Raw genomic sequence first — 24959 nt, 5'->3', positions numbered from 1 at the left:
TCAGGGCAAATTCACTGTCAATATCAATGAATTGCGTGCGGCTGTGTAAGCTGGAATGCGCTTGTTACCAGCGCAAAAGGACCGATCCCCAGGCCAAACCGCCACCGATCGCCTCTGTCACCAGCAAATCGCCCGGTTTGAACTGCCCGCGCTGCTTGGCCACGGACATGGCCAAGGGAATCGAGGCCGCCGAAGTGTTGCCGTGATCCTGTAGGGTGACAACAACGTGATCCATTGGCACACCCAGTTTCTTGGCGGTGCCCTGAATGATGCGGATATTAGCCTGATGCGGCACGATCCAATCCACATCTTCATGTTTCAGCCCAACTTTTTCCAAACAGGTTTCGGCGGTTGAGGTCAAACGCTCAACCGCTTGTCGGAACAATTGGTTGCCCTTCATTCGCAGATAGCCGGTGGTCTGGGTCGACACTCCACCATCGACATAGAGCAGATCCTTGTAGCGCCCATCCGAGTTCAGATCGGTGGCCAGAATCCCGCGATCGTCGGAGGTGCCATTGCCGTCTTGCCGTTCCAGGATCAACGCGCCTGCGCCGTCTCCGAACAGCACACAGGTTGACCGGTCCGACCAGTCCATGATTCGAGAGAATGTCTCGGCCCCGATCACCAGAACCCGTTTTGCCTGATCCGACAGGATCAGCGCATTGGCATTGGTCATCGCATAGACGAATCCGGCACAGACCGCCTGTACGTCAAAGGCAAATCCTCTCGTCATGCCCAAGCGAGACTGCACCATCGTGGCAGCAGACGGAAAGGTCAGATCGGCGGTTGAGGTTGCAAGCACGATGGCATCGATATCATCAACCGATAGACCCGCATCGGCCAGGGCGGCCTCGGCAGCTTTGGTGGCCATATCCGAGGTCGTTTCCCCTTCGGCTGCAAAGTGGCGGCGTTCGATACCGGAGCGCGTTCGGATCCATTCGTCCGACGTATCCAAGGTTCGTTCGAACTCGGAATTCGGGACGATACGTTCGGGCAAATAATGCCCCACACCTACAACGACTGAACGGCCTGCCATTCTTGGGTACTGCCTTCTTTGTTATTCTTCCGCCTGCGGCGCGGCATGGGCGGCATCTTGTGCAAGCTGGGCTGTTGATGCAACCCGTGCGGCCAATTTTTCGGCAAATCCCGACTCGGCTAGTGTAAAGGCCAGTTTGACTGCTGCCGAAACACCGGTTGCGTCCGCACCTCCATGCGATTTCACGACTGTGCCATTCAGGCCAAGGAACACCCCGCCGTTAACTTGTCGAGGATCGATACGCTTCTTCAAACGCCGCAACGAAGTAATTGCCAAAATCGATGCAAGACGTGAAAGAGGCGTATATTTGAACGCCTGCCGCAGCAGATCGCCGATCAGGCTGGCGGTGCCTTCACCTGTCTTGATGGCGACATTACCGGTAAACCCGTCGGTTATGATCACATCTGCCTTGTCACCGGGGATATCGCTGCCTTCGACAAAGCCCACAAAATCGAAGTTTGCGGGATCGGCAAAATCGGCGATCAGGGAATGCGCCTCTTTCAACTCGGCCCGGCCTTTATGTTCCTCGGTGCCCACGTTCAGCAGGCCGATCCGGGGACGGTTCAGCGCCATCCCGTTGCGGGCGTAAGAGGCCCCCATCAGCGCATATTGCAGCAGGTCCTTGGCATCGGCTCGGACATCGGCGCCCACATCCAGCATCACGTTGAAGCCCTGAGGATTGCGCGAAGGCCAAAGGATCGCAATCGCCGGACGGTTTACGCCCGGCAATTTGCGCAGGCGCATCATCGACAGCGCCATCAGGGCACCAGTGTTGCCGCACGAAACCGCCCCGTGTGCTTCGCCCTGGCGCACGGCTTCCAGTGTCGACCACATCGACGTCTGTTTGCCGTTGCGAACAACCTGGCTGGGCTTATCTTCCATCGTGACAACGTCGGTGCAATCACGAAAATCGACGCGACCATCCAGGACGCGCCGTTTCGCTACGAGCTTGCGCAGCGCGTCTTCGGGACCATGCAGCAGAAACCCGATATTGGGGTTCTTCTTTGCTGATCGCGCAAGGCCTGCAACAACAACTGCGGGACCTGCGTCCCCCCCCATAGCGTCAACCGAGATGGTGATCCGTTCGGCGTGCGTGGGCTGTTCAGTCATTCCCGGGCCAGCGTTCAATCAGGCTTAGGCCGCGTCTTCGTCCAGGTCGATTTCGTCGGCCTGTGCGATCACCTCACGGTCATCATAATGGCCACATGCGCCACAGACGTGGTGCGGGCGACGAAGTTCGCCACAGTTCGGGCATTCGTTCGGGTTTGCAGCAACCAGAGCGTCGTGTGCGCGGCGGTTGTTGCGACGCGACTTGGAAACTTTGTTCTGTTGGACGGCCATGGTCTCAACCTTTGTCTGACTGTGGGCCAGCAGATTCGCTGCCGACCGGGTTTCATATTTCGTTTTATCGTGGTTTGACGCGCGTTTAGGGTACATGCCCCACGTTGTCCAACCTAAAATCCGATGAGCGCGCGAAAATACTGCGATTCTCGTCATGATCAAGCGATTTTTCTGACCGCCTGCTATGACAGGAAATCAAGGCTCTGTCACTCGTCTTTTTTCAGCGCATCCCGCAGTTCGGCCAGCCCAGCAAAGGGTTTGGCATCTTCATCTGTCATCGCCTGTTTGCCGGGTTCTGTATAGTCAGCCTGACCCATCTGGGCCCCGTCCTTGCGAGGGTATTGGGGCAGGGCCAGCGATAGTGCTTCGATCATTACGATCTCAGGGGCGATCTCGGCCCCAAGCGGCTCAGTCTCGTCGCCTTCCGGGATTTCGTATTCCGGTTCATCCGGATCGGACCAATCGGCCACATACAGGCGTGAAACAGGCATATCGATCCGAGTTGTCACCGGTTCCAGCGTCACGACACAGGGCTGGATCACCGTTGCACCCAATGTGCCGGTCAGGACCCAGTCGCGCTTGCCATCGGCGCGCACTTGCCCTGCAAAGCTAAGTTTGCGCAGCCCAAGCAGGCCCAAATCCTGTTTGATTGCCTCCAGCGTGTCCTTTTCCGGGCGCAGCTCAAACGAGGTTGGTGTGTTTTGTGGCAGGTCGGCCACCCGCAGGGATGTAACGTTGCCCATGTCCTGAGCCTTTCTATGTGTTGAACCGTGGCTGCGGTTTCTGTAATCGGATAGAAGCCGCAAGAGGCCAAGGCAAGAGGGTGAGCAAGTTGATGGTTGGAAATAGGTCGAAAACGGCGTTGCGAACAGTTGCGTTCCTTGCCTGCCTTACTGCGATTACCGCCTGTACGCCGATTTTCAGGAATCACGGTTATGTGCCGCCTGCGGATGAACTGGCCGAAATCAAGGTCGGGACCGACACGCGCGACAGTGTGACCGAGGCCATCGGCGCCCCCGGCATATCCGGGGTCGTGAACGATTCTGGCTTCTATTATGTGCGCTCGCGCGTGCGCCACTACGGTCCCAAACGGCCCGAGGTCGTTTCGCGAGAGCTGGTCGCGATCAGCTTTGATCAGCGCGGCGTGGTCCGGAATATCGAAAGATTCGGGCTTGAAGACGGGCTTGTGATTCCGCTGGAACGCCGTGTGACCGAATCCAGCGTCAGCGACACAGGCTTCCTGCGTCAGCTGCTTGGCAATATCGGCAACTTCAACCCGGCGAACATTCCGGGTGCGTCCGAATAATATCGCTGACCGTCTTGTCTGCTTCACATGACGGTCACATCTTCTGTGGTAACGGGAGCGTAGTTCAGAAATCCGGTCCGCAAGCGCGGAGGAAGCGACGATGACCAATGCCGTCTTGTTAAGCAAGGGACGCTATCAAGCGCGACTGGCGCAAAGTGCCAATGATCTGAAAGCAGCGCAGCGACTTAGAACCCTGGCCTTTGAAACGGATCAGATCGATACGGACGCGTTTGATGCCGCCTGCGCCCATGTTCTGGTCGAGGATTTGCGGGCCGATGGGCAGTTGGTTTGCTGTTTTAGGATGCTGACCATGGCAAATGGTGCGGATATCGGGCGCAGCTATTCTGTCCAGTTCTATGATCTCTCCAGCCTCGAAGATTTCGATGGCCGCATGGTCGAGATGGGGCGGTTCTGCATCCATCCGGACTGGAGCGATCCGGATATACTGCGCGTCGCGTGGGGGGCCATGACCACCTTTGTCGACCAGAACCGGATCGAAATGTTGTTTGGCTGTTCCTCATTCGCAGGAACCGAGACCGCGCATTATCTCGATGCGTTTGCGATGCTGAAACATCGCCATCTGGCCCCAAAACGGTGGTTGCCACGGGTCAAAGCGCCGGATGTCTTCCGCTTTGCTGCCCGGTTGCGGCGAAGACCGGATGCGAAAAAGGCGATGCTGCGAATGCCCCCCTTGTTGCGGACCTATCTGATGATGGGGGGCTGGGTCAGCGATCATGCGGTGGTCGACCGGCATATGAACACGTTGCACGTGTTCACTGGGCTGGAAATTGGGTCGATCCCTCCGGCGCGGAAACGTCTGCTGCGCGCGGTGGCCGGGTAGGTCGCGTATTTCCGAAAAGGTGAAGCGGGGCGTTGACGCCTTGTGCCTGCCGGTTTAGCTGGCGGTCATGGCGAGAATTCCTTTGTTGCAGATGTCCGACATTTCCCTGACCTTCGGGGGTGATCCGGTATTTTCCGAGCTTGATCTGGTGGTTCAGCCCGGCGACTGCGTCGCGCTTGTGGGGCGGAACGGGTCGGGCAAATCCACATTGATGAAAGTGATGGCCGGTCTGGTTGAGGCGGATCAGGGCGAAATCACCGTGCCGCCCGGAAAATCCGTTGGGTATATGGAACAGGACCCCGGAATGGAGGGGTTTGCCACGCTGGGCGATTATGCCTGCAGCGGGTTGGAGCCCGGCGAGCTGTACAAGGTGGAACGCGCGGGCGAGGGGCTGAAGTTCGATCCCGACCGCGCCGTCGAAACCGCCTCGGGCGGTGAGCGGCGGCGGGCAGCCTTGGCCAAGCTGATGGCCGAAGCACCGGATTTGATGTTATTGGACGAGCCGACCAACCATCTGGATATCGAAGCCATCGCCTGGCTGGAACGCGAATTGGGGTCAACTCGTGCAGCTTTTGTGCTGATCTCGCATGACCGCGCGTTTTTGCGCGCTTTGACCAAGGCGACACTGTGGATCGATCGCGGTGCCGTGCGGCGACAGGAGCAGGGTTTTGAGGCGTTTGAAGCCTGGCGCGACAAGATCTGGGAAGAAGAGGATCAGCAGCGCCACAAGCTGAACCGTTTGATCAAATCCGAGGCCAAATGGGCCGTCGAAGGGATCAGCGCTCGGCGTAAGCGCAATCAGGGCCGGGTGCGGGCACTGCAGGCCTTGCGGGCCGAAAAGGCAGCGCAGATCAAGCGCCAGGGCTCTGCTGCGATGACGCTTGAGGCTGGGCCAAAATCCGGCCGAAAGGTGATTGAAGCCAAGGGGTTGGCCAAGTCTTTTGGCACTCAGAAGATTGTGCGAAACTTTGATCTGCTGGTGCAACGCGGCGACCGCGTCGCGTTTGTGGGCCCCAACGGTGTGGGCAAGACCACCCTGCTGAAAATGCTATTGGGGCAGGAACCAACGGATGAGGGCTCTGTCGCCTTGGGCACCAATCTTGAGGTGGCCGTATTCGACCAAGCCCGCGCGCAATTGGACCCGGAGATGACCCTGTGGGACAGCCTGACCGGCGATCCCGAAATGCGGGTCTCTGGCAAGGCCGATCAGGTGATGGTGGGCGGGCAGCCCAAACATGTGGTGGGGTACCTGAAGGAATTCCTGTTCGACGAACAACAGGCCCGCGCCGCCGTTAGATCTCTGTCCGGGGGCGAGAAAGCGCGGTTGCAGCTGGCCAAACTAATGGCCAAGTCCTCGAACCTTTTGGTGTTGGATGAACCAACCAACGATCTGGACGTGGAAACACTGGATTTGCTGCAGGAGCTGCTGGACGAGTATGACGGCACTGTTCTGCTGGTCAGCCACGACCGGGATTTTCTGGATCGCATCGCGACGACAACCATTGCCATGGAAGGCGACGGGCGGGCCACGGTTTATGCGGGGGGATGGTCAGACTACATCGCGCAGCGTGGCGACGTGCCTGGGAAAAAGGAAGAAAAAGCAAAAACTTCTAAGCCGAAGATAAAGCAAGAGGCAAAGCCGAAATCAGGCCTGTCATTCTCGGAAAAACACCGGCTTGAGAAACTGCCAGCCGAGATTGCACGGCTTGAGGCCGAGATTGCCAAGCTGGAAGAATTGATGGCCGATCCCGAACTGTTCACCCGCGAGCCGGTCAAGTTTCAGAAAGCAACCGACGCTCTGGTCGAACGGCAGGATAAGCTGGCCGCGGCCGAGGAAGAGTGGCTTACGCTAGAAGAGAAAGCCGAGGCGGGTTAGTCGCTCAACGAACGCATTTACCCTGTTCGCGCGCAGCCCGAGGCTCTGTGCCCTCGGGCTTTCTCTGGTGTCTGTTTAACCAATCCGCGTCATCTCGTTCAGCACGAAATCAGCAACACTGCCTTCAGTCGCCTCCATATAGGCGGCGAGGTGCGGAGCGTTCATGTGGGCCTGCCATAGCTCGCGGGATTCCCAGTTTTCGTAAAAGACAAAGAAGCCAGGATTGGTTGTGTCGATATGCAGGTCGTATTGAATGCAACCCTCCTCACCGCGCGTGATCGGGATCAACTTTTCCAACTCGGCGCGCACAAGGTCTTCTTCGCCGGGATGGGCGGTGATCTGGGCGAGAACAGTCAAGGCCATGATGTATCCTATGGGTGATTTTTGCGATGACCTGGGATATGTGACATACACGTCAACTACGCAAGAACGCACAATATGTGCAGGTAGGCACTATTTGTATACTATAAGAACAAGAGGCCAAATATGGATCGGTTCGAACGATATGATTGCAGCGGTGGTTGCCCGGTTGAGGCGGGTCTGGAACAAATATCGGGCAAATGGAAGGGCTTGGTGATCTACCATCTGCTGGGTGGAACCATGCGATTTAGTGCGTTGTCACGCGCTTTGGGAACCGTGACCCAGCGCAGCCTGACCAAACAACTGCGTGAGTTGGAGGCTGATGGAATCGTGCATCGCGAAGTCTATCCGGAGGTACCGCCCAAGGTCGAATACAGCCTTACACCCAAGGGGCAAGCATTGGGCCCTGTGATTGAGGCACTCGCCGATTGGGGACAAAACCGCGTTTTGATCTGAGCATTGTCAGAGAGGGCGTGCAGGGTTGCCAACAACGGTTTCACAGGCGGCTACATCCTTTGTGACCACAGCACCCGCGCCGACGATGGCGTTATCGCCGATTGTAACTCCAGGCAGGATAAGGGCGCTGCCGCCGACCCAGACGTTGTTGCCGATTGTCACTGGTAGTGCGATTTCCAGGCCGCGTCCGCGCTCTGCCGGGTCTTTGGCGTGTTGCGCGCAATAGATTTGCACCTGAGGCCCGAACATCGTGTCATCGCCGATCTGCACCCGTGCTGTATCCAGAACTACGCAGCCCGCATTGAAATAGACCCGTTTGCCCAGGTGAATATTGAGGCCATAGGCGCAGTGAAACGGTGCCTCGACATAGCAATCGGAACCCGGATCACCCAGCAGCGCATGCAGCGCCGGGTCCATGTTGCCGCGCGTATCAGGATCGCACGAGTTATGTGCGTGAACCGCGCGCCGGGCTGTGGCGCGTAGGGCGTCGAGCTCGGGGTCGAGGCAGCAATACCACGCACCAGCCTGCATTTTCTCGCGTTCGGTCATGGGGCAGACTTACCGCATCCGCAGCGCCCCGTCGATGCGAATGACCTCTCCGTTCAGATACCCCATCTCGACGATGAAACCGGCCAGTCGGGCGTATTCCTTTGGATCGCCCAGACGGGCTGGGTTGGGCACGTCAGCGGCCAGTTGTTGCTGCACTTCTTCGGGCAGGCCCGCCAGCATCGGCGTCATGAAAATACCCGGCGCGATGGCCATGACGCGGATACCAGTCGAGGCCAGATCGCGGGCCATCGGCAGGGTCATCCCAACCACGCCGCCTTTTGACGCGGCATAGGCCGCCTGGCCCTTTTGCCCGTCAAAGGCTGCAATTGATGCCGTGTTGATGATCACGCCGCGCGCGCCATCCGGTTCGGGCTCATTCTTGGCCATCTCAACCGCGGCAAGGCGCGAGACGTTGAAGGTGCCGACCAGATTGATGTCGATGGTACGCTGGAAGGCGTCCAGCGGATGCGGACCGTCCCGGCCCACTGTTTTGATACCGTAGGCGATGCCTGCGCAATTCACCGCAGCATTTATCCGACCCATTTTTTCCATTGCGGTGGCGATAGCTGCCGAGACCGAGCTTTCCTCGGTCACATCGGTCTGTGCAAAATGGCCTCCGATCTCGCGGGCGACCTGTGCGCCGCGATCCTGATCCCGGTCCAGAATAGTGACCTGTGCGCCTTGATCACCAAAATGGCGAGCGGTCGCTTCTCCAAGCCCCGAGGCGCCCCCGGTCACGATGGCAGCGGTGTTTGACAGGTTCATGGCGGCCCTCCAATTTTTCTGAACATTTGTTCAATAACGGGGTGAGGCGGGATCTGTCCAGACAATTGACTCTGCCTCTCTGAACTATGGTGCCACGTGACCTAACGTTAAGAAATCTTCAGCTTGCGCTCATCCAGTTTTTACGCACCACCACCATCTGCTGATCGAATAACCTGACATCTTCGGGTGTTTCTAGGTCAGGAGGATCTGAAAATGTTAATGAGTACCAAAGGTAAACTGGGCGCATTTGCAATTGCGCCATTTGTTGGAATTCTGATGGCAGGCAGCGCGGCTGCCGCAACAGAAGTCTGTAACTGGAAAACCGCCCGCACGGCGGCGAATAACGGAGATTACGCCGCACTCTGCGCCTGTTCGCAGGTCACGCCAAGTTTTCTGAAGCAACTGCAAAGGCGCGCGGATTTTGAGACGACCTTGCAGAATACCGGCGCCATGTGCCCGGGTCTTGCTGCCTTGTTGACAGATTTGCCAACGGCGTCGATTTCCGACCCGAACAGCAATCGCGGCGAAGATCGCAGCTCGGATGGCCCATCACAAGGCGCACCGGGTGCGGGTGAAAACGGCGATGGTGGTGATACCGGTGGCGGAGGTCAAGGGCCGGGTAATGGCGGCGGAGACGATCCTGGCAATGGCGGTGGAGACGGCCCCGGAGATGGGGGCGGCGATCCCGGCAACGGTGGCGGTGATGGTCCCGGTGACGGCGGAGGCGATCCCGGTGATGGCGGCGGTGACGGTCCTGGCGATGGTGGCGGCGGCCCCGGTGATGGCGGTGGTGATAACCCCGGAGACGGGGGCGGTGAAGGCCCCGGCAAAGGGGGTGATGGCCCTGGTAAGGGTGGCGGCAAAGGCGGCGACGGTCCCGGCAAGGGCGGTGGCAAAGGTGGCGGCAAAGGAAAGCGCTAAACCATCTTGCTTCGCAATGGCACAAGAAAAAAAACGGCCACCAAATGGTGGCCGTTTGTCTTCGCGATCTCGCAGGTGTCACTTTATCCCAGTTGCACCAGCGCATGCCGCTTCTTGCCCGCGCTGAGCTTGATGGGTGAGGACAGAGCAACTGAATCGATCATCAAACCGGCATCAGTCAGCGGCGCGTCATCCAACTTTGCACCGCTTTCGGCGATCAGGCGTTTGGCCTCTTTGCCGGATTTGGCAAGGCCGGATTTGACGATCAGTTGCACAATCGAAACCGGCAGATCATCGCTCGACAGGGTCAGGGTCGGCAGATCATCACCAACGCCGCCTTTTTCGAACACCGCGCGCGCGGTGGCCTCGGCAGTTGCGGCGGCCTCAGACCCGTGCAGCAGCGTCGTGACCTCGTTGGCGAGACGGATTTTTGCCTCGTTGATCTCGGACCCTTGCAGCGCGGCCATCCGGTCGCATTCGTCCACAGGCAGTTCGGTGAAGATTTTCAGGAACCGGCCCACATCGGCATCGGTCGTGTTGCGCCAGAACTGCCAGAATTCATAGGCCGACAGCATATCGCCGTTCAGCCAGACGGCACCGCCCTGCGATTTGCCCATCTTGCGCCCGTCGCTGGTGGTCAGCAGGGGGGTGGTCAAACCATAAATTTCATGATCCAGCACGCGGCGGGTCAGGTCGATACCATTGACGATGTTGCCCCACTGGTCCGAACCGCCCATCTGCAGAACGCAGTCATAGCGGCGGTTCAGTTCGAGGAAGTCATAGGCCTGCAGGATCATGTAATTGAATTCGAGGAAGCTGAGGCTTTGCTCACGATCCAGCCGCGATTTCACCGACTCAAAGCTAAGCATCCGGTTGACCGAAAAATGCCGCCCGATATCGCGCAGGAAATCGAGGTAGTTCAGGCCGTCCAGCCATTCGGCGTTGTTCAGCATCAGCGCGCCGGTCTCGCTGTCGTCATAGGACAGGTACTTCGAGAACACCTGCTTCATACCCGCGATATTCGCGTCGATCTGTTCGGGACCAAGCAGCGGGCGTTCGTCCGACCGGAACGAGGGGTCGCCAACCTTGGTGGTGCCGCCACCCATCAAAGTGATGGGCTTGTGTCCGGTCTTTTGTAGCCAGCGCAGCACCATGATGTTCATCAGGTGACCAACATGCAGCGACTGTGCTGTAGCGTCATAGCCGATATAAGCCGTCTGCACCCCAGAGATCAGCGCGTCGTCAAGGCCCTGATAATCGGTGCAGTCAGCCAGAAAGCCGCGCTCGATCATCGTGGCGATGAAATCCGATTTGGGGTGGTAGGTCATGCTTTGCCCTTTGGGTTTATGTTGCGGGGCACTGTATAGGCGGCAGATGGGGTAAGGGAAAGGCACCAATTCGCAAGAAATGGCGGCCTATTGAGTCGGTGCCATGCCTTTGGCCGGGGTGGTGGGCAGTGTAAATGCATAGAGCATTGCGCAGACGTTCAAAATGGCTAATGCGATGATAGGCGTTACCGGGTCGTGCAGGTGTGCCACCGCTCCAAGGCCTGCCGCAAAGGCAATCCCGAACAGGCCCGCCGTCACATCGCCCAACGCGACCAGATAGGGGCGCTCTTTCTCGCCGGTCATTTCGATCAGATACAGGTAGCGGCCATAGATCACGCCGTTGCCACCCAGTGATAAAAGTAGAATGACAAAGGTGTAGATCCAGACATTGGACGCATAGCCCATCATCGTGAACCCAAGCGCTGCGATAGCCGAGATTGCCGATGTCAGGCAGCCCAGCCACATCACATGTTTGACCGAAACGCGACCACTCAGCCAACCCCATAGAAGCGAGCCGATGACCACACCGGCGCTGGCGCCGATCACGAAATAGCTGAGCGAGTGTTTGGTGCCGATATGGTAGGTTGCGGCGTGGATCGTATAGAATGGCATGGCCAGTTCGACCGAGACGAACAGCAGCCGCGCAATCAGGAATTTGCGATACCAGGGCATGGCCATTCCGGTTTCAAAACCGGTTGCCAGTTCTTTCAGCGGCTTTGGTTTTTTTACCGGTTTTGGCGGGTGTTCGATTTCATCCTCAAACAGCTGCACACCGGCAAAGCTGATCCCGGCTGCAAACATGGCAATCACGCCGCACCACATGACCACGATATGCCGTTGCATCGGCTGGTCTGAGGACAACAGATCCTTGGTCGCCCACACCACGATGATCGCCAGCACACCCGATATGGTCGCCTGGGCAAAGACCATTCGGTTGCGTTTCGCCTCGGGGACCGAGGTGCCATAGATCTGGCTCGTCCCAAGGCTGGTGATGCCTTGACACAGGCCCATGATGATCGCCGTCAGCAGGAACAATAAAATGACCATCGTTTGCGGCAGGTTGGTCGCAAATAGGGCGACGAGGGCCAGGATCGCTCCGGTTAGCAGGTTTGGGATATAGACCGCAACCTTTGCACGGGTGATGCGGTTAATCAGTGGCGAAACAAAGATTTCAGCGATCAACCGTGCGCCGGTGACGAACGGCAGCAGCAACCCTGCAACAAAGGCTGGCGCACCCAAAGCCAGGTAAAGAAAGGGCAGAACAAGGCGCGGGTTCACCAACTGGCCGCCAATCGTGGCCAGAGACCCGGACCAGAAGATCAGTTGGTAATTGCGGCTTTCAACCGCGTCGACGTCCTTGGGTGTTGGTTGCTGTGCCATATGCTGCGTGTCGTTCGAAAGAGTCGGTACTTTGCGAAGATACTATGCTGACGTGAAACTGAAAATTGCTCAACCACCACATTAATCTTGGGTGTTGATCCTGGGTCGCGCATGGCAAAAAACACAAACCGCACGGGTATTCGCCTTGCCTTGGGATTCGAAAAGCGGGCAGTGTCGCGGCAGCATCTAACCCTTGGGCAGGAGAGCAGCAGGTGCGCCGAACCATAAGAACAAACGAACCGATCCGCGCGCTGGGTGCGATGTCGGGCACCTCGCTGGACGGGGTGGATACGGCGGTCGTCGAAACGGATGGGCACAGAATCTTTGGGTTCGGTGAAAGCGGCTATCGCGCTTATTCTGAGGCGGAGCGCGCGGTGTTGCGCGCCGCACTGGGCAAGTGGCATGGCCCCGAGGTTGATGCAGCGGCGGAGCTGGTAACAGTGGCCCATGCCGAGGCGTTGTCTGAGTTCGATGAGATTGATCTGATCGGTGTACACGGTCAGACCCTAGCGCATGAACCGCGCGGACGTGGCACGCTTCAGGTGGGCGATGGGCGTGGGTTGGCGCAGGCGCTGGGCGTTCCGGTGGTCTGGGACTTCCGCAGCGATGATGTATCAATGGGGGGTGAGGGGGCGCCACTTGCCCCGTTCTATCACTTTGCCTGTGCCAAATGGATCGGCGCGGATGCGCCCCTGTGTTTCCTTAACTTGGGGGGTGTGGGCAATTTGACCTATGTCGACCCCAACTTCGACGGTCCAGAGATGCCGGGCGCTTTGCTGGCCTTTGATACCGGGCCTGCAAACGCCCCAGTTGATGATCTGATGCAGGCTCGACTTGGCCTGCCGATGGATCGAGACGGGGCACTAGCACGAGAGGGTATTGTTGAAAATGGCGCACTGGAGTTGTTTCTGGATGAACCGTTCTTTAGCAAAATGCCGCCAAAATCGCTTGATCGGAATGACTTTGCCGAGATGATCGGGCTGGTTCAGGAACTCAGCGACGCTGACGCAGTAGCAACCCTGACAGGTATGTGCGCCGCCGGGGTGGTGCAGGGGATGGATCATTGCCCCAAACCTCCGACACGGCTGCTGGTCACTGGGGGCGGGCGGCACAATCCGGTTTTAATGGAGATGTTGCGGGTGGCGCTGGATTGTCCGGTCGAACCGGTCGAAGCGGTGGGTTTGGATGGCGATATGCTAGAGGCGCAGGCCTTCGCCTACCTTGCCGTGCGGGTGGCGCGCGGTTTGCCGACTTCATGCCCGGGAACGACGGGGGTACCGGTTTTGGTGGGCGGTGGCGTTGTCAGCACGGTCTCGGCCCAAAGCACGGGTTGAGGCACGATCGGAAAACAGTTCAAAAAAACAACTCATTGTGCGACGGTTGGGTGGGACCCATGCAATGAAGGTAAGCTAGAATGGCCACAAAAGCCGAGCTTGAAGCCGAACTGGATACACTGCGAAAACGCAATGCCGAGTTGGAGGCCAAAACCGGATCAGACCCAGACCCCGAAGATCAAAGCGAACCGGTTAAAACATCGGATGAAATCCGAAAACTACTGACCGATCACGGGATCGATCTGAGCAAGGCGCAATCGCTGGGCGAGGATGTGGTCGAGGAGTTCGGCCGCTTGCAGAAAGACTATCCGATTGCGGCGCTCGTGATTGCCTTTTCGCTTGGCTACGTGGTCGGACGGGCACAGTGTTAGGAGGGACGCGATGAGCAGATTGAGCAGAAATCTGGTGACGATCTACCGAACCGAGCATCTGATCGCGCGTCGCCGTTTGGCTGTCATGCGTCAACAGACCATTTTGATGGTGCTGGCGGGAATATCGGCCTTGTCTGCCCTCGTTTTATTGGATGTCGCTCTGTTTCTGGCCCTGAAAGAGGTGATGTCGCCCGCAGGGGCGGCTGCGGTGCTGTCGTTCGGCAATCTTGCGCTTGCTGGCTTGCTTGTCCTGATTGCGCGGCGATCGAATGTCGAAGACGAGGTCGCGCCGGCAGTAGAAGTTCGGGATATGGCGATAGCAGATATTGAAGATGAACTGGAGGAACTGGCGACCGAGGCGCGCGATGTTGCGCGCGCGGTCAAGGGTATCGGTACGAATCCTCTGGGGTCACTCACTGCGGTGCTGGTTCCCCTGATCAGCCTGCTGCTAAAGTCCCGCAGCAAGGAGTAGGGGGCTCTGCCCCCGTCGCTGTGCGACTCCCCCGGGATATTTGTGGCCAGATGAAGACTGGATCCTAGGAATTGAGGCTTCGGGCGTATTCTCTGGTGAATTCGGTATAGCCGTTTGATGTGGATTTCAGGTGGGTTTTGGCCCAGCTGTGAAGCGCGGGAAGTTGGTAGAAGGGCACGTTCGGAAAGGCGTGATGTTCTGCGTGATAGGGCATGTTCCAGGCCAGAAACCGGATGATCCGGTTGGTGAATGTGGTGCGCGAGTTTTCCAGCATGTCGGCCACGGGCGGGCAGAGGCCATGCTCGGCCAGCAGATAGAGGCGCAGCGCTGGCTGGCAGATCAGCACCGGTAAAATCCAGAGCCAGAGCAGGATTGGCGTGAAGAACAGGCTGAATATCGCCAGCGCATAGAGCCCCAGCAGAATGCGGGCTTCGGTGCGGATCGCGCCATTTTGGCGTGCGGGCAGATAGGGGGCGTCGATCCTCCCCCTCGCATTGTGCATCAGTGTTTTGACCATCCCGAGCCAATAGGGCCAGCCGCTGAGATAAAGGAGCAGGCTAGTCCAATCCTCAGGGCGGGGTTTGCCTGCAAGTTCCGGGTCGTTTTCGGGGTGATTTGTCCATTTGTGGTGGGCCAGATGGAAGTATCGAAACCATGTGAAGGGTAGAATGATCGGCACCGAGACCAGATGTCCGACCGCTTCATTGATCCAGGCGGATTTGAATGGGGTTTTATGGGTGCATTCGTGGCTGAGCGTGAAGAGGAACACCAGCAGCAGCCCCTGGGGGATCAGCAAGAGCGGCCAGAGCGGGACCTGCGCCGCGATCCCAGCTGAGCTCACCCCCAGCAAAACGACATAGAGCGCCAGATGGCGCAGCCCGGCACGGTCAGACCTTTGTTGCAGTTGCTCTTTGGTCTGGGTCGGGATCGCTGCGATCAGGGCGCGGTGGTCCATCAGATCACGCCTTTGGAATGTCGAACCCGGGCGCGGCCAGTTCGAAGCCTTCGAACTCGAACCCCGGTGAAACGGTACAGCTGACCAAAGTGAAATCGCCAGTGCTGCGCGCGGCTTGCCAATGGTCTTTGGGCACGATCAACTGCGGCGCACCTGCGGTCAGGTCGGGGGTCAGCAGGTGATCGGTGGCCGGACCCTGATCCGTTTCGCTGAGGGACAGGATCAGCGGCGCACCGGAGTGGTAGAGCCAGATTTCGGTGGCGTCGACGCGGTGCCAATGGCTGTTCTCTCCGGCTTGAAGTAGAAAGTAGATACAGGTGCCTGTGGCGCGGCCGGGATTATCGGCGCGCCAAGTTTCTTTGAACCAGCCGCCTTCTGGATGGCGCTGCAGGTTCAGGTGGGTGATGATGTCGTCGGCGGTCATGGTATCCTCGGCGTTTCTGTCTGGATTATGCACGGGCGCGCGCGATCTGCTATGGCAATTGTCGGCGCAGCTCATATGTTTGCGACATGACCCTGATGATCCCGTTTGATAACAGTTACGCCCGTTTACCTGATGCGTTTTTTGCCCGACAGGCGCCAGTACCTGTACGGGCGCCAAAGCTGATCGCCTTCAACGAAGATCTGGCGCGGTTGCTGCAGATTTCAGCCAGCGAGGCGCAGGAAATGGCCGAGGCCTTTGGCGGGAATGTGCTGCCAAACGGGGCGGAGCCGCTTGCGCAGCTTTATTCCGGGCATCAGTTTGGGACGTATAATCCACAACTGGGTGACGGGCGCGCGGTTTTGCTGGGTGAGACCATCGGAAGCGATGGCGTGCGGCGAGATATTCAACTCAAAGGTTCAGGCCCTACGCCCTTTTCACGGCAGGGGGACGGGCGCGCCTGGTTGGGGCCGGTTCTGCGTGAATATGTGGTGTCTGAGGCGATGTATGCGCTGGGCGTACCAACCACTCGGGCCCTGGCTGCCGTGGAAACAGGTGAGACGGTTTATCGCGAAGCCGCAATGCCGGGTGCGGTTTTGACCCGCGTGGCCCGCAGCCATTTGCGGGTGGGCACGTTTCAGGTGTTTGCGGCGCGCGGGCAGTTGGAAAACCTGCGACGGCTGACCGACTATGCCATCGAACGCCACTACCCGCAGGCGGATGGGCCAATGGGCCTGCTGCGCGGGGTGCGCGATGCGCAGGCGCGGCTGATTGCGCATTGGATGAGCGTTGGGTTTATTCATGGGGTGATGAACACCGACAATTCCTCGATAGCCGGTGAGACCATTGATTATGGCCCTTGCGCCTTCTTGGACAGCTATCACCCCAATACCGTCTATAGCTCGATTGACCGGATGGGGCGCTATGCCTATTCCAACCAACCGGATATCGCCGTGTGGAACTTGGCGCAGCTGGCGACCGCTCTGATCCAGCAGATGGAAGATAAAGAGGCCGCCGTGGAAGAGGCGACCGAGATTGTGCATGCGATGCCCGATCTGTTGCAGGAGCACTGGCTGACGCGATTCCGCGCAAAGATTGGTCTGACGCGCGCGGAAGAGCGGGATCAGAACCTGATCTCGGACCTGTTGAAGCGCATGGCTGAAAACCAGGCGGATTTCACCAATACGTTCCGTGCTTTGGCAGGCGATGCCGCGCGGGACCAGTTCACCGATCCGAGCGCTTTTGACGGCTGGGCGGAAGGCTGGATTGCGCGCCTGAAACGAGAAGACGACCCACAGATGGTGATAACCGCCGCAAACCCTGCCTTCATCCCGCGCAATCACCGCGTCGAGCAGATGATTGAGGCCGCTGTGCAAGGCGACTATGCCCCGTTCCATCGTCTGAACAGTGTCCTGGCGCAGCCCTATGAGGACCAGCCTGAGGCGGCGGACCTGATGCGCCCGCCGACGTCCAGTGAGGTTGTGCAGGCAACGTTCTGCGGGACATGAGCAGCGTGGGCTTGTTTCGCGTCCGGCTTTGTCGCTACATAAAATGACCGTTGGCTCAACCGTTTAGACTGCGATCATGACCTCCGCCCAGACCCTGCGTCTTGCCAGTTACAACATTCAGAAATGCGTCGGGCTGGATTTCCGACGTCAGCCGCAGCGGATCATGCAGGTCCTCGACGGGATGCAAGCGGATATCGTTGTACTGCAGGAGGCCGACAAGCGCCTGCCACCGCGCCCTGCGGCGTTGCCACATTTCATGTTGGATGAAGCGGGCTGGCAGATCGTTGATCTGGGCGGGGCAGGCAGCCTGGGCTGGCATGGCAATGCGGTCATCTGGCGGGGCGACCAGATCTCGGTTCGCGCGACAGGTCACCACGATTTGCCGGGGTTCGAGCCGCGCGGTGCTGTTCGGGTCGAATTCGAGACGCAAATCGGGCCACTGCGGGTAATGGGGGTGCATCTGGGGTTGCTGCCTGCGTCCCGGCGTCAGCAGATCACGCATATACGGCGGTGTGATGACGGGCTGGATGAAATGCCCACCGTATGGGCCGGGGATTTTAACGAATGGTCGCGCCAGCCCGTGCTGGACAAGCTGGTGCCCGAGATGCGGTTTTTGCCACCGGTTGCCAGCTTTCCCGCTGCGCAGCCGCTGGGCGCGCTGGATCGGATCGCCTTGGGGCAGGGGATCACCGCACTGGATCACGGGGCGCATCAGGATCGACCAGCCCATATCGCCTCGGATCATTTGCCGATCTGGGCGGATTTGCAGCGCGCGGGATGATCTTAGCCTGAGGCGTCGAATCCCTGTAGCGCTGGGCGTTCAGACCGGTTATGACAGCAACTCAAGAAGCGGCTGAGGGGCATCATGTCGGATACGATTATCTCGCGTTGTGAGGCCAAGGGCCTGCGCATGACAGGCCAGCGGCGCATCATCGCGCAGGTGCTGGAACAGAGCGCCGATCACCCCGATGTGGAAGAGCTGTATACCCGTGCCTCGGCACTGGATTCCGGTATTTCGATCGCCACGGTGTACCGCACCGTCAAGCTGTTTGAAGAGGCGGGGATTCTCGAACGGCTTGAGTTCGGTGACGGGCGCGCCCGCTATGAAGATGCAGAACGTGATCACCATGATCATCTGATAGACATGCAATCGGGCGAGGTGATTGAATTTGTTGATCCCGAGATCGAGGTTCTGCAGGAAAAAATCGCTGCCAAACTGGGCTACAAGCTTAAAGGCCATCGGCTGGAACTTTACGGTGTGCCGTTGGACAAAGACTGACATATCACAAAAAGCGATTGGTCGGCGCACGGGAATTCATTGAGCATTGAAGCAATTTTGCTTGCGGCGTCGCAGGCGTTTCGGTTCTGGTGACCATTGGGCCTGCTGGTTTGCGGTCCGATCCAATGGAAACGCGCATGAACAACGTAAACGGCATCTTGCTGCTTATCGGGTCGATGGCAGCTTTTGCAATCGAAGACATGTTTATCAAACATCTGTCTGCTACTGTGCCGACCGGGCAGATTCTGATTGCACTGGGTGTTGTCTGTGGTGGCAGTTTTGCCATCTTGTCGGTTGCATCGCGTAAGCGAATCTTTGATCCGGCTGCATGGGGGCTCTTGCCGCTTGCGCGCGCGGCCTCTGAAGGGCTGGGCGCAGTGTTGTTTGTGACCGCACTGTCTCTGATCGATCTGTCCACCGTGGCAGCGGTGTTTCAGGCGCTGCCCTTGGCTGTGACGATGGGGGCCGCGCTTTTTCTGGGCGAACAGGTAGGCTGGCGCCGTTGGAGCGCCATTGGCGTCGGATTCATCGGCGTTCTGATGATCATCCGCCCGGGGCTGGAGGGGTTCCAGCCCGAAACCTTGCTGGTTGTTGCAACTGTCTTTCTGATAGCAGCGCGGGATTTGATCACCCGCAGGCTGGACGTTCGGGTCGCCTCGACCGTGGTTGCGATGCAAGCCTATATCGCCGCGATCATCGCCGGTGCCGTGTTGATGCTGAGCACAGGGCAAACATATGCTCCGGTGCAATCGACTCAGGTTGTGCCATACCTAGCTGCCTTTGTGTTCAGCATGTTGGGCTATTACGGCATCGTGGCTGCAATGCGGGTGGGTGAGGCATCGGCCATGATGCCCTTCCGCTATACCCGGCTTGTGTTCTCAATGATCGCAGGCATGTTGATGTTCAACGAGCGCCCGGATGCACTGACCCTGGCAGGCGCCACGCTGATCATCGGTTCGGGCCTTTACACCTTTGTCCGTGAGCGTCGGCTGGCGCGGCAGATGGTTCCAGCCTGATCGCTTGTTGGCGCAAACAGCAAACTGTTAGCCCTAAAGGCCAGAGAATATGGGTGTTAGCGGTAACGTGATAGGTTTACTTTTTGCTGGTTGCTGCTATGAGGCGTGCAACTGATTTCAGCCACAGGGACGGGCCTCATGAGCACCATCATCGACATCCATGCACGTGAAATTCTTGACAGCCGGGGCAACCCGACGGTCGAAGTGGACGTGATTCTGGAAGACGGCACCATGGGCCGCGCCGCCGTACCTTCGGGCGCATCGACCGGAGCATATGAGGCGGTCGAAAAGCGTGACGGCGACAAGTCCCGCTACATGGGCAAGGGCGTGCTAGAAGCTGTCGCTGCGGTGAACGGTGAAATCGCCGAGGAACTGGTTGGGTTTGACGCGACCGAGCAGGTGGCCATCGATCAGGCGATGATCGAACTGGACGGCACCGACAACAAAGGTCGTCTGGGTGCAAACGCCATTCTCGGTGTCTCGCTAGCGACCGCTAAAGCGGCGGCGGATTTCACCACTCAGCCCCTGTACCGCTATGTCGGCGGCACCTCGGCGCGCGTTCTACCGGTACCGATGATGAACATCATCAATGGCGGCGAACATGCCGATAACCCAATCGACATTCAGGAATTCATGATCATGCCGACCTCGGCCGCGAATATCCGCGAGGCCGTGCGCATGGGGTCCGAAGTGTTTCATACGCTGAAGAAAGAACTGTCTGCCGCTGGTCTGGCGACTGGTGTGGGCGACGAGGGTGGGTTCGCTCCGAACATCGCAAGCACCCGCGAGGCGCTGGATTTCATCCTGAAATCCATCGAGAAGGCAGGCTACAAACCGGGTGAGGAAATCCATCTGGCGCTGGATTGCGCGGCGACTGAATATTTCAAAGACGGCAAATACGTGCTGGCGGGCGAAGGGATTTCGCTATCCTCCGAGGAAAACGCGGCCTATTTGGCGGCGCTGGTCAATGACTACCCGATCATCTCGATCGAAGACGGCATGTCCGAGGATGACTGGGACGGCTGGAAAGCTCTGACCGACGCCATTGGTGACAAGGTGCAACTGGTGGGCGACGACCTGTTCGTGACCAACCCGGCGCGTCTGGCCGAAGGGATCGAGCGCGGCTGCGCAAACTCGATGCTGGTCAAGGTGAATCAGATCGGATCCCTAACCGAAACACTGCGCGCCGTCGAAATGGCTCACCGCGCACGGTACACCAACGTGATGTCGCATCGCTCAGGCGAGACCGAAGACGCCACGATTGCCGATCTGGCAGTTGCGACGAACTGCGGTCAGATCAAAACCGGCTCGTTGGCGCGGTCGGACCGGTTGGCCAAGTACAACCAGTTGATCCGCATCGAGGAATCTCTGGGCGAAGTTGCCGAATACGCGGGCGCGTCGATCCTGAAATAAACAAAAAAAAACGGGGGCCTCTCGCCCCCGTTTTTGCTGGCGCAAAAGGTGTTAGCCCTTGATTTTCTTAATGATCATGCCGACAACGACTTGAACAACCAGCCCGGCGATCCCACCGCCGACAAAGTTTGCAGCAAGCGCACCAATATCCATACCGCCTGCCGCCGCGCCGCCAGCACCCATTAGGCCGCTTAGCAACTGGCCACCGCCAACGCCGCCCACGGCCCCGGCGAGCATGTTGCCCAGATTACCCATATCCGAGCCTTTGACGATCTTGCCGCCACCCGAGCCGCCAATTGCGCCGCCGATCAATTGTCCGATCAATTGTTCCATCTGCGTATCCCTTTAAATGTCTGCTTTTGATTGTGCCGCGCTGTCTAAATGTCAGAGAGAGGCGCGGTCACGGGGAAAGATGGATCAAAAACAACCATTATAGCCCTGAAAGCTGGGCCGTGCGGACACAAGGGGTTCGGAATGCAAAGAGTTGAGCGCTCAGAGAATCTTGCTCATCAGCATGTACCGCTCACGCGCTTTGAAGCCGGTGCGCAGATATAGCTTTTGCGCTGCCTCATTCGTGCGGTCGACTTCAAGATGCAGCGCGGTCAGACCAGCTCCGGCCAGGGCTTTGGGCAGCTCCAGCAGAACTTCGGTTGCGATGCCTCGGCCCCGAACGGCAGGGCGGATGTAAATCTCATCGACAAACGCGTCCATGCCGCCAAACTCGACCGACCAGCCGAAGGTCAGGATGACATAGCCCAACGGCGCGCGGCCCGGGCCGATCAGGTAAACACATCCATGCGGTATACCCTCCAGCAAGGGGGTTAGCGCGGCGCGGCGTTTCTGGTCGTCCTGTTCGATACCCTCTTCGCCATGGAAGGCCGAAACCAACGTCATCAGGCGATCCAGATCCTCAGGGCGGGCCAGGCGGAGCGCGGCGGTCATAGACGGGCCAGCCTTTCTGTCAGAAGCGTGAAAAAGCCATGCGCGTCGACGTCGCCCATGAACATGGCGTTTGGTGTACGGTCGGTTACGCCCCACCAATCCGCGACGGTCATGCCCAAAGTCAGTTCTGATTGTGTTTCGATTTCAACGTTGATGTGACGGCCCGAGAACAGCTCTGGCTGGATCAGATAGGCGGTCACGCAGGGGTCGTGCAGCGGGGCACCTTCTGATCCGTATTTTTCCTTGTCGAAGCGTTCGAAGAAATCGGTCATTTCGGCCACCGCATGGCCAACCTGGCTGCCGAGCGCGCGGAACGCATCGTTGCGATGGGGTGTGACCAGCGCATCATGGGTAACATCCAGCGGCATCACAACAATATGAATGCCAGATTTAAACACGATTTCAGCAGCTTCCGGATCGACATAAATGTTGAATTCGGCGGCTGGTGTTATGTTCCCAACTTCAAAATACGCGCCGCCCATCAGAACGATCTCTTGCACCCGGTCAATGATATCGGGTGCTTTCCGGAACGCTGTGGCGATATTGGTCAGCGGCCCCAATGGGCAGAGCGTTACCGTACCAGGCTCATGCGCGCGCAGGGTGTCGATGATGAAGTCCACCCCGTGACCCTCGGCCAGAGGCATCTGTGGGTCCGGCAGAACCGGGCCGTCCAGCCCGGTTTTGCCGTGGACATGTTCGGCGGTCACCAACGGGCGTTTCAGCGGGCGGTCGCACCCTGCATAGACTGGAATATCCGTGCGATCGGCCAGTTCGCAAACGATGCGGGCGTTCTTGGCGGTCAGTTCCAGCGGGACGTTTCCGGCGACGGCGGTGATGCCCAGAACCTCGATCTCTTCCGGGCTGGCCAGCGCCAGCAGAATGGCGACGGCGTCGTCCTGTCCGGGGTCGGTGTCGATGATGATCTTGCGGGGTGCCATTGTGCCTCCGGTGTCTTGAAGCGCGGACACTCGCAAGTGTCATTGCGCTTGTCCAGCGGATTCAGGCCCCGATCTTGGCATCCGCAGGCAGAACTTTGCCGTTGGCACGGTGTTCTTCGGTTTTCACCTCATCCCATAGCGCATCCATCTCGGCCAGATCGCTTTGAGCGGGGGTTTTGCCGCGGTCGGCCAGCCGCGCCTCGACCTTCTCAAAGCGACGGGTGAATTTCGCATTGGTGCGACGCAGAGCGGTTTCGGCCTCGATGCCCAAATGACGGCCCAGATTCACCATGACGAACAGCAAATCGCCGAACTCATCCTCCAGCGCGTCTGCATCCATGCTGTCGCGCGCCTCTTCCAGTTCGGCAGCCTCTTCGGTGATTTTGGCAAGCACATGACTGGCATCGGGCCAGTCAAATCCCACGCGGGCAGCGCGTTTTTGCAGTTTTTGGGCCCGCAGAAGGGCGGGCAGGTTGGCGGCCACACCGTCCAGCGCGCCTTTCTGTTCCTTGCCTGCGCGTTCGGCAGCTTTGATCGTTTCCCAATCCCTGGTTTGTTGATCAGCGGATTTTTCACGGGATTCGTCGCCGAACACATGCGGATGACGGGCGACCATCTTGTCGGACATGGTGCGGACCACGTCCTGAAAGGTGAAATGTCCCGCTTCCTCAGCCATTTGGGCGTGAAAGACGGACTGGAACAACAGGTCGCCCAATTCTCCCTTCAACTCATCGTAGGCCTCACGCTCGATGGCGTCGGCGACCTCATACGCCTCTTCGATCGTGTAGGGGGCGATGGTTGCGAAATCCTGCTCGATGTCCCAGGGGCAGCCACTTTGCGGGTCCCGCAGGCGGCGCATGATTTCCAGCAAACGCTCGATACCTGCATCGCTGTTATGGATCAGAGGATTTTCAGCCATTGCGAACCCTTTCGTTCCGGTGTCAGATGCATCCATTCCGCAGTCCCGATCAGGAGTCCACCCCAGATGCCCGTCGTCAACCGCATTGCCGATTTTGCCGCCGATATGGCCAAGTGGCGCCAGCACTTGCACACGATCCCTGAACTGGAGTTCGAATGCTACGAGACAGCCGCTTTTGTTGCCGAGCGCCTGCGGGAGTTCGGCGTGGATGAGCTGCACGAAGGCATTGCCAAGACGGGGATGGTGGCGATCATCAACGGGCAGGGGGACGGGCCAACCATTGGGTTGCGCGCGGATATGGACGCGCTGCCGATCCCCGAGGAGACGAGCGTTGAATATGCCTCGAAGAACCCCGGTAAGATGCATGCTTGCGGCCATGACGGGCACACCACGATGCTGCTGGGCGCTGCGCGCTATCTGGCTGAGACGCGGAATTTTGCGGGCCGTGTGGCGTTGATCTTCCAACCGGCCGAAGAAGAAGGCGGTGGCGCGGATGTGATGGTGCAGGAAGGCATCATGGACCGGTTCGACATCTCTCAGGTCTATGGCATTCACAATGATCCGGGAAATCCCGAGGGGGCCTTCTACACGACAGCCGGGCCTCTGATGGCTGCTGTGGACACGTTCGAGATCCACGTGCAAGGGCAGGGCGGGCACGGAGCGTTGCCGCACCAGACCAAAGATCCGGTAATGGCGGCCTGCGGGATTGCGCAGGCCATCCAGACAATTGTCAGCCGGAACCACTATGCGGTGCAGGATCTGGTGATCTCCGTCACGCAAATTCACGCCGGAACGGTGAACAATGTGATCCCGGACACGGCTTACCTGAACGGCACCGTTCGCACGTTTGACCCGTCGGTGCAGAAGATGGTGATGGAGCGGATGGAGCAGATCGTGGCAGGGCAGGCGGCCTCATATGGCGTTGAGGCAAAGTTGGACTATCAAATCGGCTATCCGGCGACGATCAATGACGCCGAGAAAACGGCCTTTGCCGCAGATGTGGCGCGCGAGGTCTCAGGTGAGGACCGCGTTGTCGACAATATGGGCCGCGATATGGGGGCCGAGGATTTCTCATACATGCTGCAGGCGCGTCCGGGGGCGTATCTGTTTCTGGGTCAGGGTGAGGGCGCCGGGTTGCATCACCCGAAATACAACTTCAACGACGATATCGCGCCGGTCGGGGCCTCGTTCTTTGCCCGGATCGTGGAAAAGGCGCAGCCGCTGGGCTGAGG

The 24959-nt window shown here is 58.7% G+C and carries 29 protein-coding genes; 14 read left to right on the top strand and 15 right to left on the bottom strand.

Annotation, left to right across the window (positions count from 1 at the left end; all coding sequences use genetic code 11):
- Positions 1 to 64 precede the first annotated feature (64 nt).
- The 4 genes from ACR0JE_RS03850 to ACR0JE_RS03835 all read right to left on the bottom strand — a co-directional run bounded on the left by ACR0JE_RS03850 (position 65) and on the right by ACR0JE_RS03835 (position 3120).
- Positions 65 to 1036: a beta-ketoacyl-ACP synthase III gene (locus ACR0JE_RS03850; RefSeq protein ID WP_353006724.1), complete on the bottom strand. Its 972-nt coding sequence runs from the start codon at positions 1034 to 1036 to the stop codon at positions 65 to 67.
- A gap of 21 nt (positions 1037 to 1057) precedes the next feature.
- Positions 1058 to 2146, bottom strand: a complete 1089-nt coding sequence (gene plsX / locus ACR0JE_RS03845; RefSeq protein ID WP_480863107.1) for a phosphate acyltransferase PlsX — start codon at positions 2144 to 2146, stop codon at positions 1058 to 1060.
- Positions 2147 to 2170: 24 nt separating this feature from the next.
- Entirely contained in the window at positions 2171 to 2377 is a 207-nt protein-coding gene (rpmF, locus tag ACR0JE_RS03840; RefSeq protein ID WP_480542586.1) for a 50S ribosomal protein L32, read from the bottom strand.
- Between the two features lie 206 nt (positions 2378 to 2583).
- The gene (locus tag ACR0JE_RS03835) at positions 2584 to 3120 is read right to left on the bottom strand and encodes a YceD family protein (protein WP_480863105.1); all 537 of its coding nucleotides are present in this window, start codon (positions 3118 to 3120) and stop codon (positions 2584 to 2586) included.
- A gap of 92 nt (positions 3121 to 3212) precedes the next feature.
- Here ACR0JE_RS03835 and ACR0JE_RS03830 point away from each other — a divergent pair, with 92 nt between their 5' ends.
- The 3 genes from ACR0JE_RS03830 (at position 3213) to ACR0JE_RS03820 (ending at position 6400) form a co-directional block, all read left to right on the top strand.
- Positions 3213 to 3683, top strand: coding sequence for an outer membrane protein assembly factor BamE (locus ACR0JE_RS03830; RefSeq protein WP_480826833.1), 471 nt, complete (start codon positions 3213 to 3215; stop codon positions 3681 to 3683).
- A 100-nt stretch (positions 3684 to 3783) separates the two neighbouring features.
- Positions 3784 to 4524 (top strand): GNAT family N-acetyltransferase, encoded by a 741-nt coding sequence (locus ACR0JE_RS03825; protein WP_480863102.1) that lies wholly within the window; start codon positions 3784 to 3786, stop codon positions 4522 to 4524.
- Positions 4525 to 4591: 67 nt separating this feature from the next.
- Positions 4592 to 6400 carry an ABC-F family ATP-binding cassette domain-containing protein gene (locus tag ACR0JE_RS03820; RefSeq protein WP_480863100.1) on the top strand — a complete coding sequence of 603 codons (1809 nt, stop codon included), beginning with the start codon at positions 4592 to 4594 and terminating at the stop codon, positions 6398 to 6400.
- A gap of 75 nt (positions 6401 to 6475) precedes the next feature.
- On the opposite strand, the gene ACR0JE_RS03815 is transcribed toward ACR0JE_RS03820, so the two are convergent.
- Entirely contained in the window at positions 6476 to 6763 is a 288-nt protein-coding gene (locus tag ACR0JE_RS03815; protein ID WP_480863098.1) for a putative quinol monooxygenase, read from the bottom strand.
- A gap of 123 nt (positions 6764 to 6886) precedes the next feature.
- Here ACR0JE_RS03815 and ACR0JE_RS03810 point away from each other — a divergent pair, with 123 nt between their 5' ends.
- Positions 6887 to 7216: a winged helix-turn-helix transcriptional regulator gene (locus tag ACR0JE_RS03810; protein WP_480542598.1), complete on the top strand. Its 330-nt coding sequence runs from the start codon at positions 6887 to 6889 to the stop codon at positions 7214 to 7216.
- A gap of 6 nt (positions 7217 to 7222) precedes the next feature.
- Here the strand turns inward: ACR0JE_RS03810 and ACR0JE_RS03805 are convergent, their stop codons facing one another.
- Both ACR0JE_RS03805 and ACR0JE_RS03800 read right to left on the bottom strand, forming a co-directional pair.
- A complete protein-coding gene (locus ACR0JE_RS03805) occupies positions 7223 to 7765 on the bottom strand; it encodes a sugar O-acetyltransferase (RefSeq protein WP_480863096.1) in 543 nt (180 codons plus the stop codon).
- Positions 7766 to 7774: 9 nt separating this feature from the next.
- Entirely contained in the window at positions 7775 to 8530 is a 756-nt protein-coding gene (locus ACR0JE_RS03800; protein WP_480863094.1) for a 3-hydroxyacyl-CoA dehydrogenase, read from the bottom strand.
- Positions 8531 to 8749: 219 nt separating this feature from the next.
- On the opposite strand from ACR0JE_RS03800, the gene ACR0JE_RS03795 reads away from it, so the two are divergent.
- Positions 8750 to 9451, top strand: a complete 702-nt coding sequence (locus ACR0JE_RS03795; protein WP_480863092.1) for a hypothetical protein — start codon at positions 8750 to 8752, stop codon at positions 9449 to 9451.
- An 83-nt stretch (positions 9452 to 9534) separates the two neighbouring features.
- Here the strand turns inward: ACR0JE_RS03795 and tyrS are convergent, their stop codons facing one another.
- Positions 9535 to 10779: a tyrosine--tRNA ligase gene (tyrS, locus tag ACR0JE_RS03790; protein WP_480542606.1), complete on the bottom strand. Its 1245-nt coding sequence runs from the start codon at positions 10777 to 10779 to the stop codon at positions 9535 to 9537.
- An 87-nt stretch (positions 10780 to 10866) separates the two neighbouring features.
- Complete coding sequence (locus ACR0JE_RS03785; protein ID WP_480542608.1) at positions 10867 to 12159, bottom strand: MFS transporter; 1293 nt, start codon at positions 12157 to 12159, stop codon at positions 10867 to 10869.
- A gap of 260 nt (positions 12160 to 12419) precedes the next feature.
- Between ACR0JE_RS03785 and ACR0JE_RS03780 the strand changes: the two genes are divergently transcribed.
- The 3 genes from ACR0JE_RS03780 to ACR0JE_RS03770 all read left to right on the top strand — a co-directional run bounded on the left by ACR0JE_RS03780 (position 12420) and on the right by ACR0JE_RS03770 (position 14336).
- Positions 12420 to 13493 carry an anhydro-N-acetylmuramic acid kinase gene (locus ACR0JE_RS03780; RefSeq protein ID WP_480863230.1) on the top strand — a complete coding sequence of 358 codons (1074 nt, stop codon included), beginning with the start codon at positions 12420 to 12422 and terminating at the stop codon, positions 13491 to 13493.
- A gap of 80 nt (positions 13494 to 13573) precedes the next feature.
- Positions 13574 to 13864: a hypothetical protein gene (locus tag ACR0JE_RS03775; RefSeq protein ID WP_480863089.1), complete on the top strand. Its 291-nt coding sequence runs from the start codon at positions 13574 to 13576 to the stop codon at positions 13862 to 13864.
- Between the two features lie 10 nt (positions 13865 to 13874).
- Positions 13875 to 14336, top strand: a complete 462-nt coding sequence (locus tag ACR0JE_RS03770; protein ID WP_480863087.1) for a phage holin family protein — start codon at positions 13875 to 13877, stop codon at positions 14334 to 14336.
- Between the two features lie 64 nt (positions 14337 to 14400).
- Here ACR0JE_RS03770 and ACR0JE_RS03765 read toward each other — a convergent pair whose 3' ends face one another.
- Both ACR0JE_RS03765 and ACR0JE_RS03760 read right to left on the bottom strand, forming a co-directional pair.
- On the bottom strand, positions 14401 to 15291 hold the full coding sequence (locus ACR0JE_RS03765) for a fatty acid desaturase (RefSeq protein WP_480863085.1): 891 nt from the start codon (positions 15289 to 15291) through the stop codon (positions 14401 to 14403).
- Between the two features lie 4 nt (positions 15292 to 15295).
- A complete protein-coding gene (locus ACR0JE_RS03760) occupies positions 15296 to 15715 on the bottom strand; it encodes a cupin domain-containing protein (protein ID WP_480542616.1) in 420 nt (139 codons plus the stop codon).
- An 86-nt stretch (positions 15716 to 15801) separates the two neighbouring features.
- On the opposite strand from ACR0JE_RS03760, the gene ACR0JE_RS03755 reads away from it, so the two are divergent.
- The 5 genes from ACR0JE_RS03755 to eno all read left to right on the top strand — a co-directional run bounded on the left by ACR0JE_RS03755 (position 15802) and on the right by eno (position 20928).
- Positions 15802 to 17220 carry a protein adenylyltransferase SelO gene (locus ACR0JE_RS03755; RefSeq protein ID WP_480863082.1) on the top strand — a complete coding sequence of 473 codons (1419 nt, stop codon included), beginning with the start codon at positions 15802 to 15804 and terminating at the stop codon, positions 17218 to 17220.
- Positions 17221 to 17296: 76 nt separating this feature from the next.
- Entirely contained in the window at positions 17297 to 18001 is a 705-nt protein-coding gene (locus ACR0JE_RS03750) for an endonuclease/exonuclease/phosphatase family protein (protein ID WP_480863080.1), read from the top strand.
- A gap of 84 nt (positions 18002 to 18085) precedes the next feature.
- Entirely contained in the window at positions 18086 to 18499 is a 414-nt protein-coding gene (locus tag ACR0JE_RS03745; protein WP_480542622.1) for a Fur family transcriptional regulator, read from the top strand.
- A gap of 137 nt (positions 18500 to 18636) precedes the next feature.
- Complete coding sequence (locus ACR0JE_RS03740; protein ID WP_480863078.1) at positions 18637 to 19515, top strand: DMT family transporter; 879 nt, start codon at positions 18637 to 18639, stop codon at positions 19513 to 19515.
- Positions 19516 to 19653: 138 nt separating this feature from the next.
- Complete coding sequence (gene eno, locus ACR0JE_RS03735; protein WP_480863076.1) at positions 19654 to 20928, top strand: phosphopyruvate hydratase; 1275 nt, start codon at positions 19654 to 19656, stop codon at positions 20926 to 20928.
- Between the two features lie 51 nt (positions 20929 to 20979).
- On the opposite strand, the gene ACR0JE_RS03730 is transcribed toward eno, so the two are convergent.
- From ACR0JE_RS03730 to mazG, 4 genes are all read right to left on the bottom strand, one after another.
- Entirely contained in the window at positions 20980 to 21261 is a 282-nt protein-coding gene (locus ACR0JE_RS03730) for a hypothetical protein (RefSeq protein ID WP_480542627.1), read from the bottom strand.
- A gap of 159 nt (positions 21262 to 21420) precedes the next feature.
- On the bottom strand, positions 21421 to 21870 hold the full coding sequence (locus ACR0JE_RS03725) for a GNAT family N-acetyltransferase (protein WP_170530469.1): 450 nt from the start codon (positions 21868 to 21870) through the stop codon (positions 21421 to 21423).
- Complete coding sequence (locus ACR0JE_RS03720; RefSeq protein ID WP_480863074.1) at positions 21867 to 22808, bottom strand: nucleoside hydrolase; 942 nt, start codon at positions 22806 to 22808, stop codon at positions 21867 to 21869. The genes ACR0JE_RS03725 and ACR0JE_RS03720 overlap by 4 nt, the downstream gene beginning before the upstream one ends.
- A 61-nt stretch (positions 22809 to 22869) precedes the next feature.
- Positions 22870 to 23727 carry a nucleoside triphosphate pyrophosphohydrolase gene (gene mazG, locus ACR0JE_RS03715; RefSeq protein ID WP_480863072.1) on the bottom strand — a complete coding sequence of 286 codons (858 nt, stop codon included), beginning with the start codon at positions 23725 to 23727 and terminating at the stop codon, positions 22870 to 22872.
- A 66-nt stretch (positions 23728 to 23793) separates the two neighbouring features.
- Here mazG and ACR0JE_RS03710 point away from each other — a divergent pair, with 66 nt between their 5' ends.
- On the top strand, positions 23794 to 24957 hold the full coding sequence (locus tag ACR0JE_RS03710) for a M20 aminoacylase family protein (RefSeq protein ID WP_480863069.1): 1164 nt from the start codon (positions 23794 to 23796) through the stop codon (positions 24955 to 24957).
- Positions 24958 to 24959: the final 2 nt, after the last annotated feature.

The sequence above is a fragment of the Ruegeria sp. H3 genome (assembly GCF_056533095.1).
This window is presented reverse-complemented; position numbering and strand designations above follow the sequence as displayed.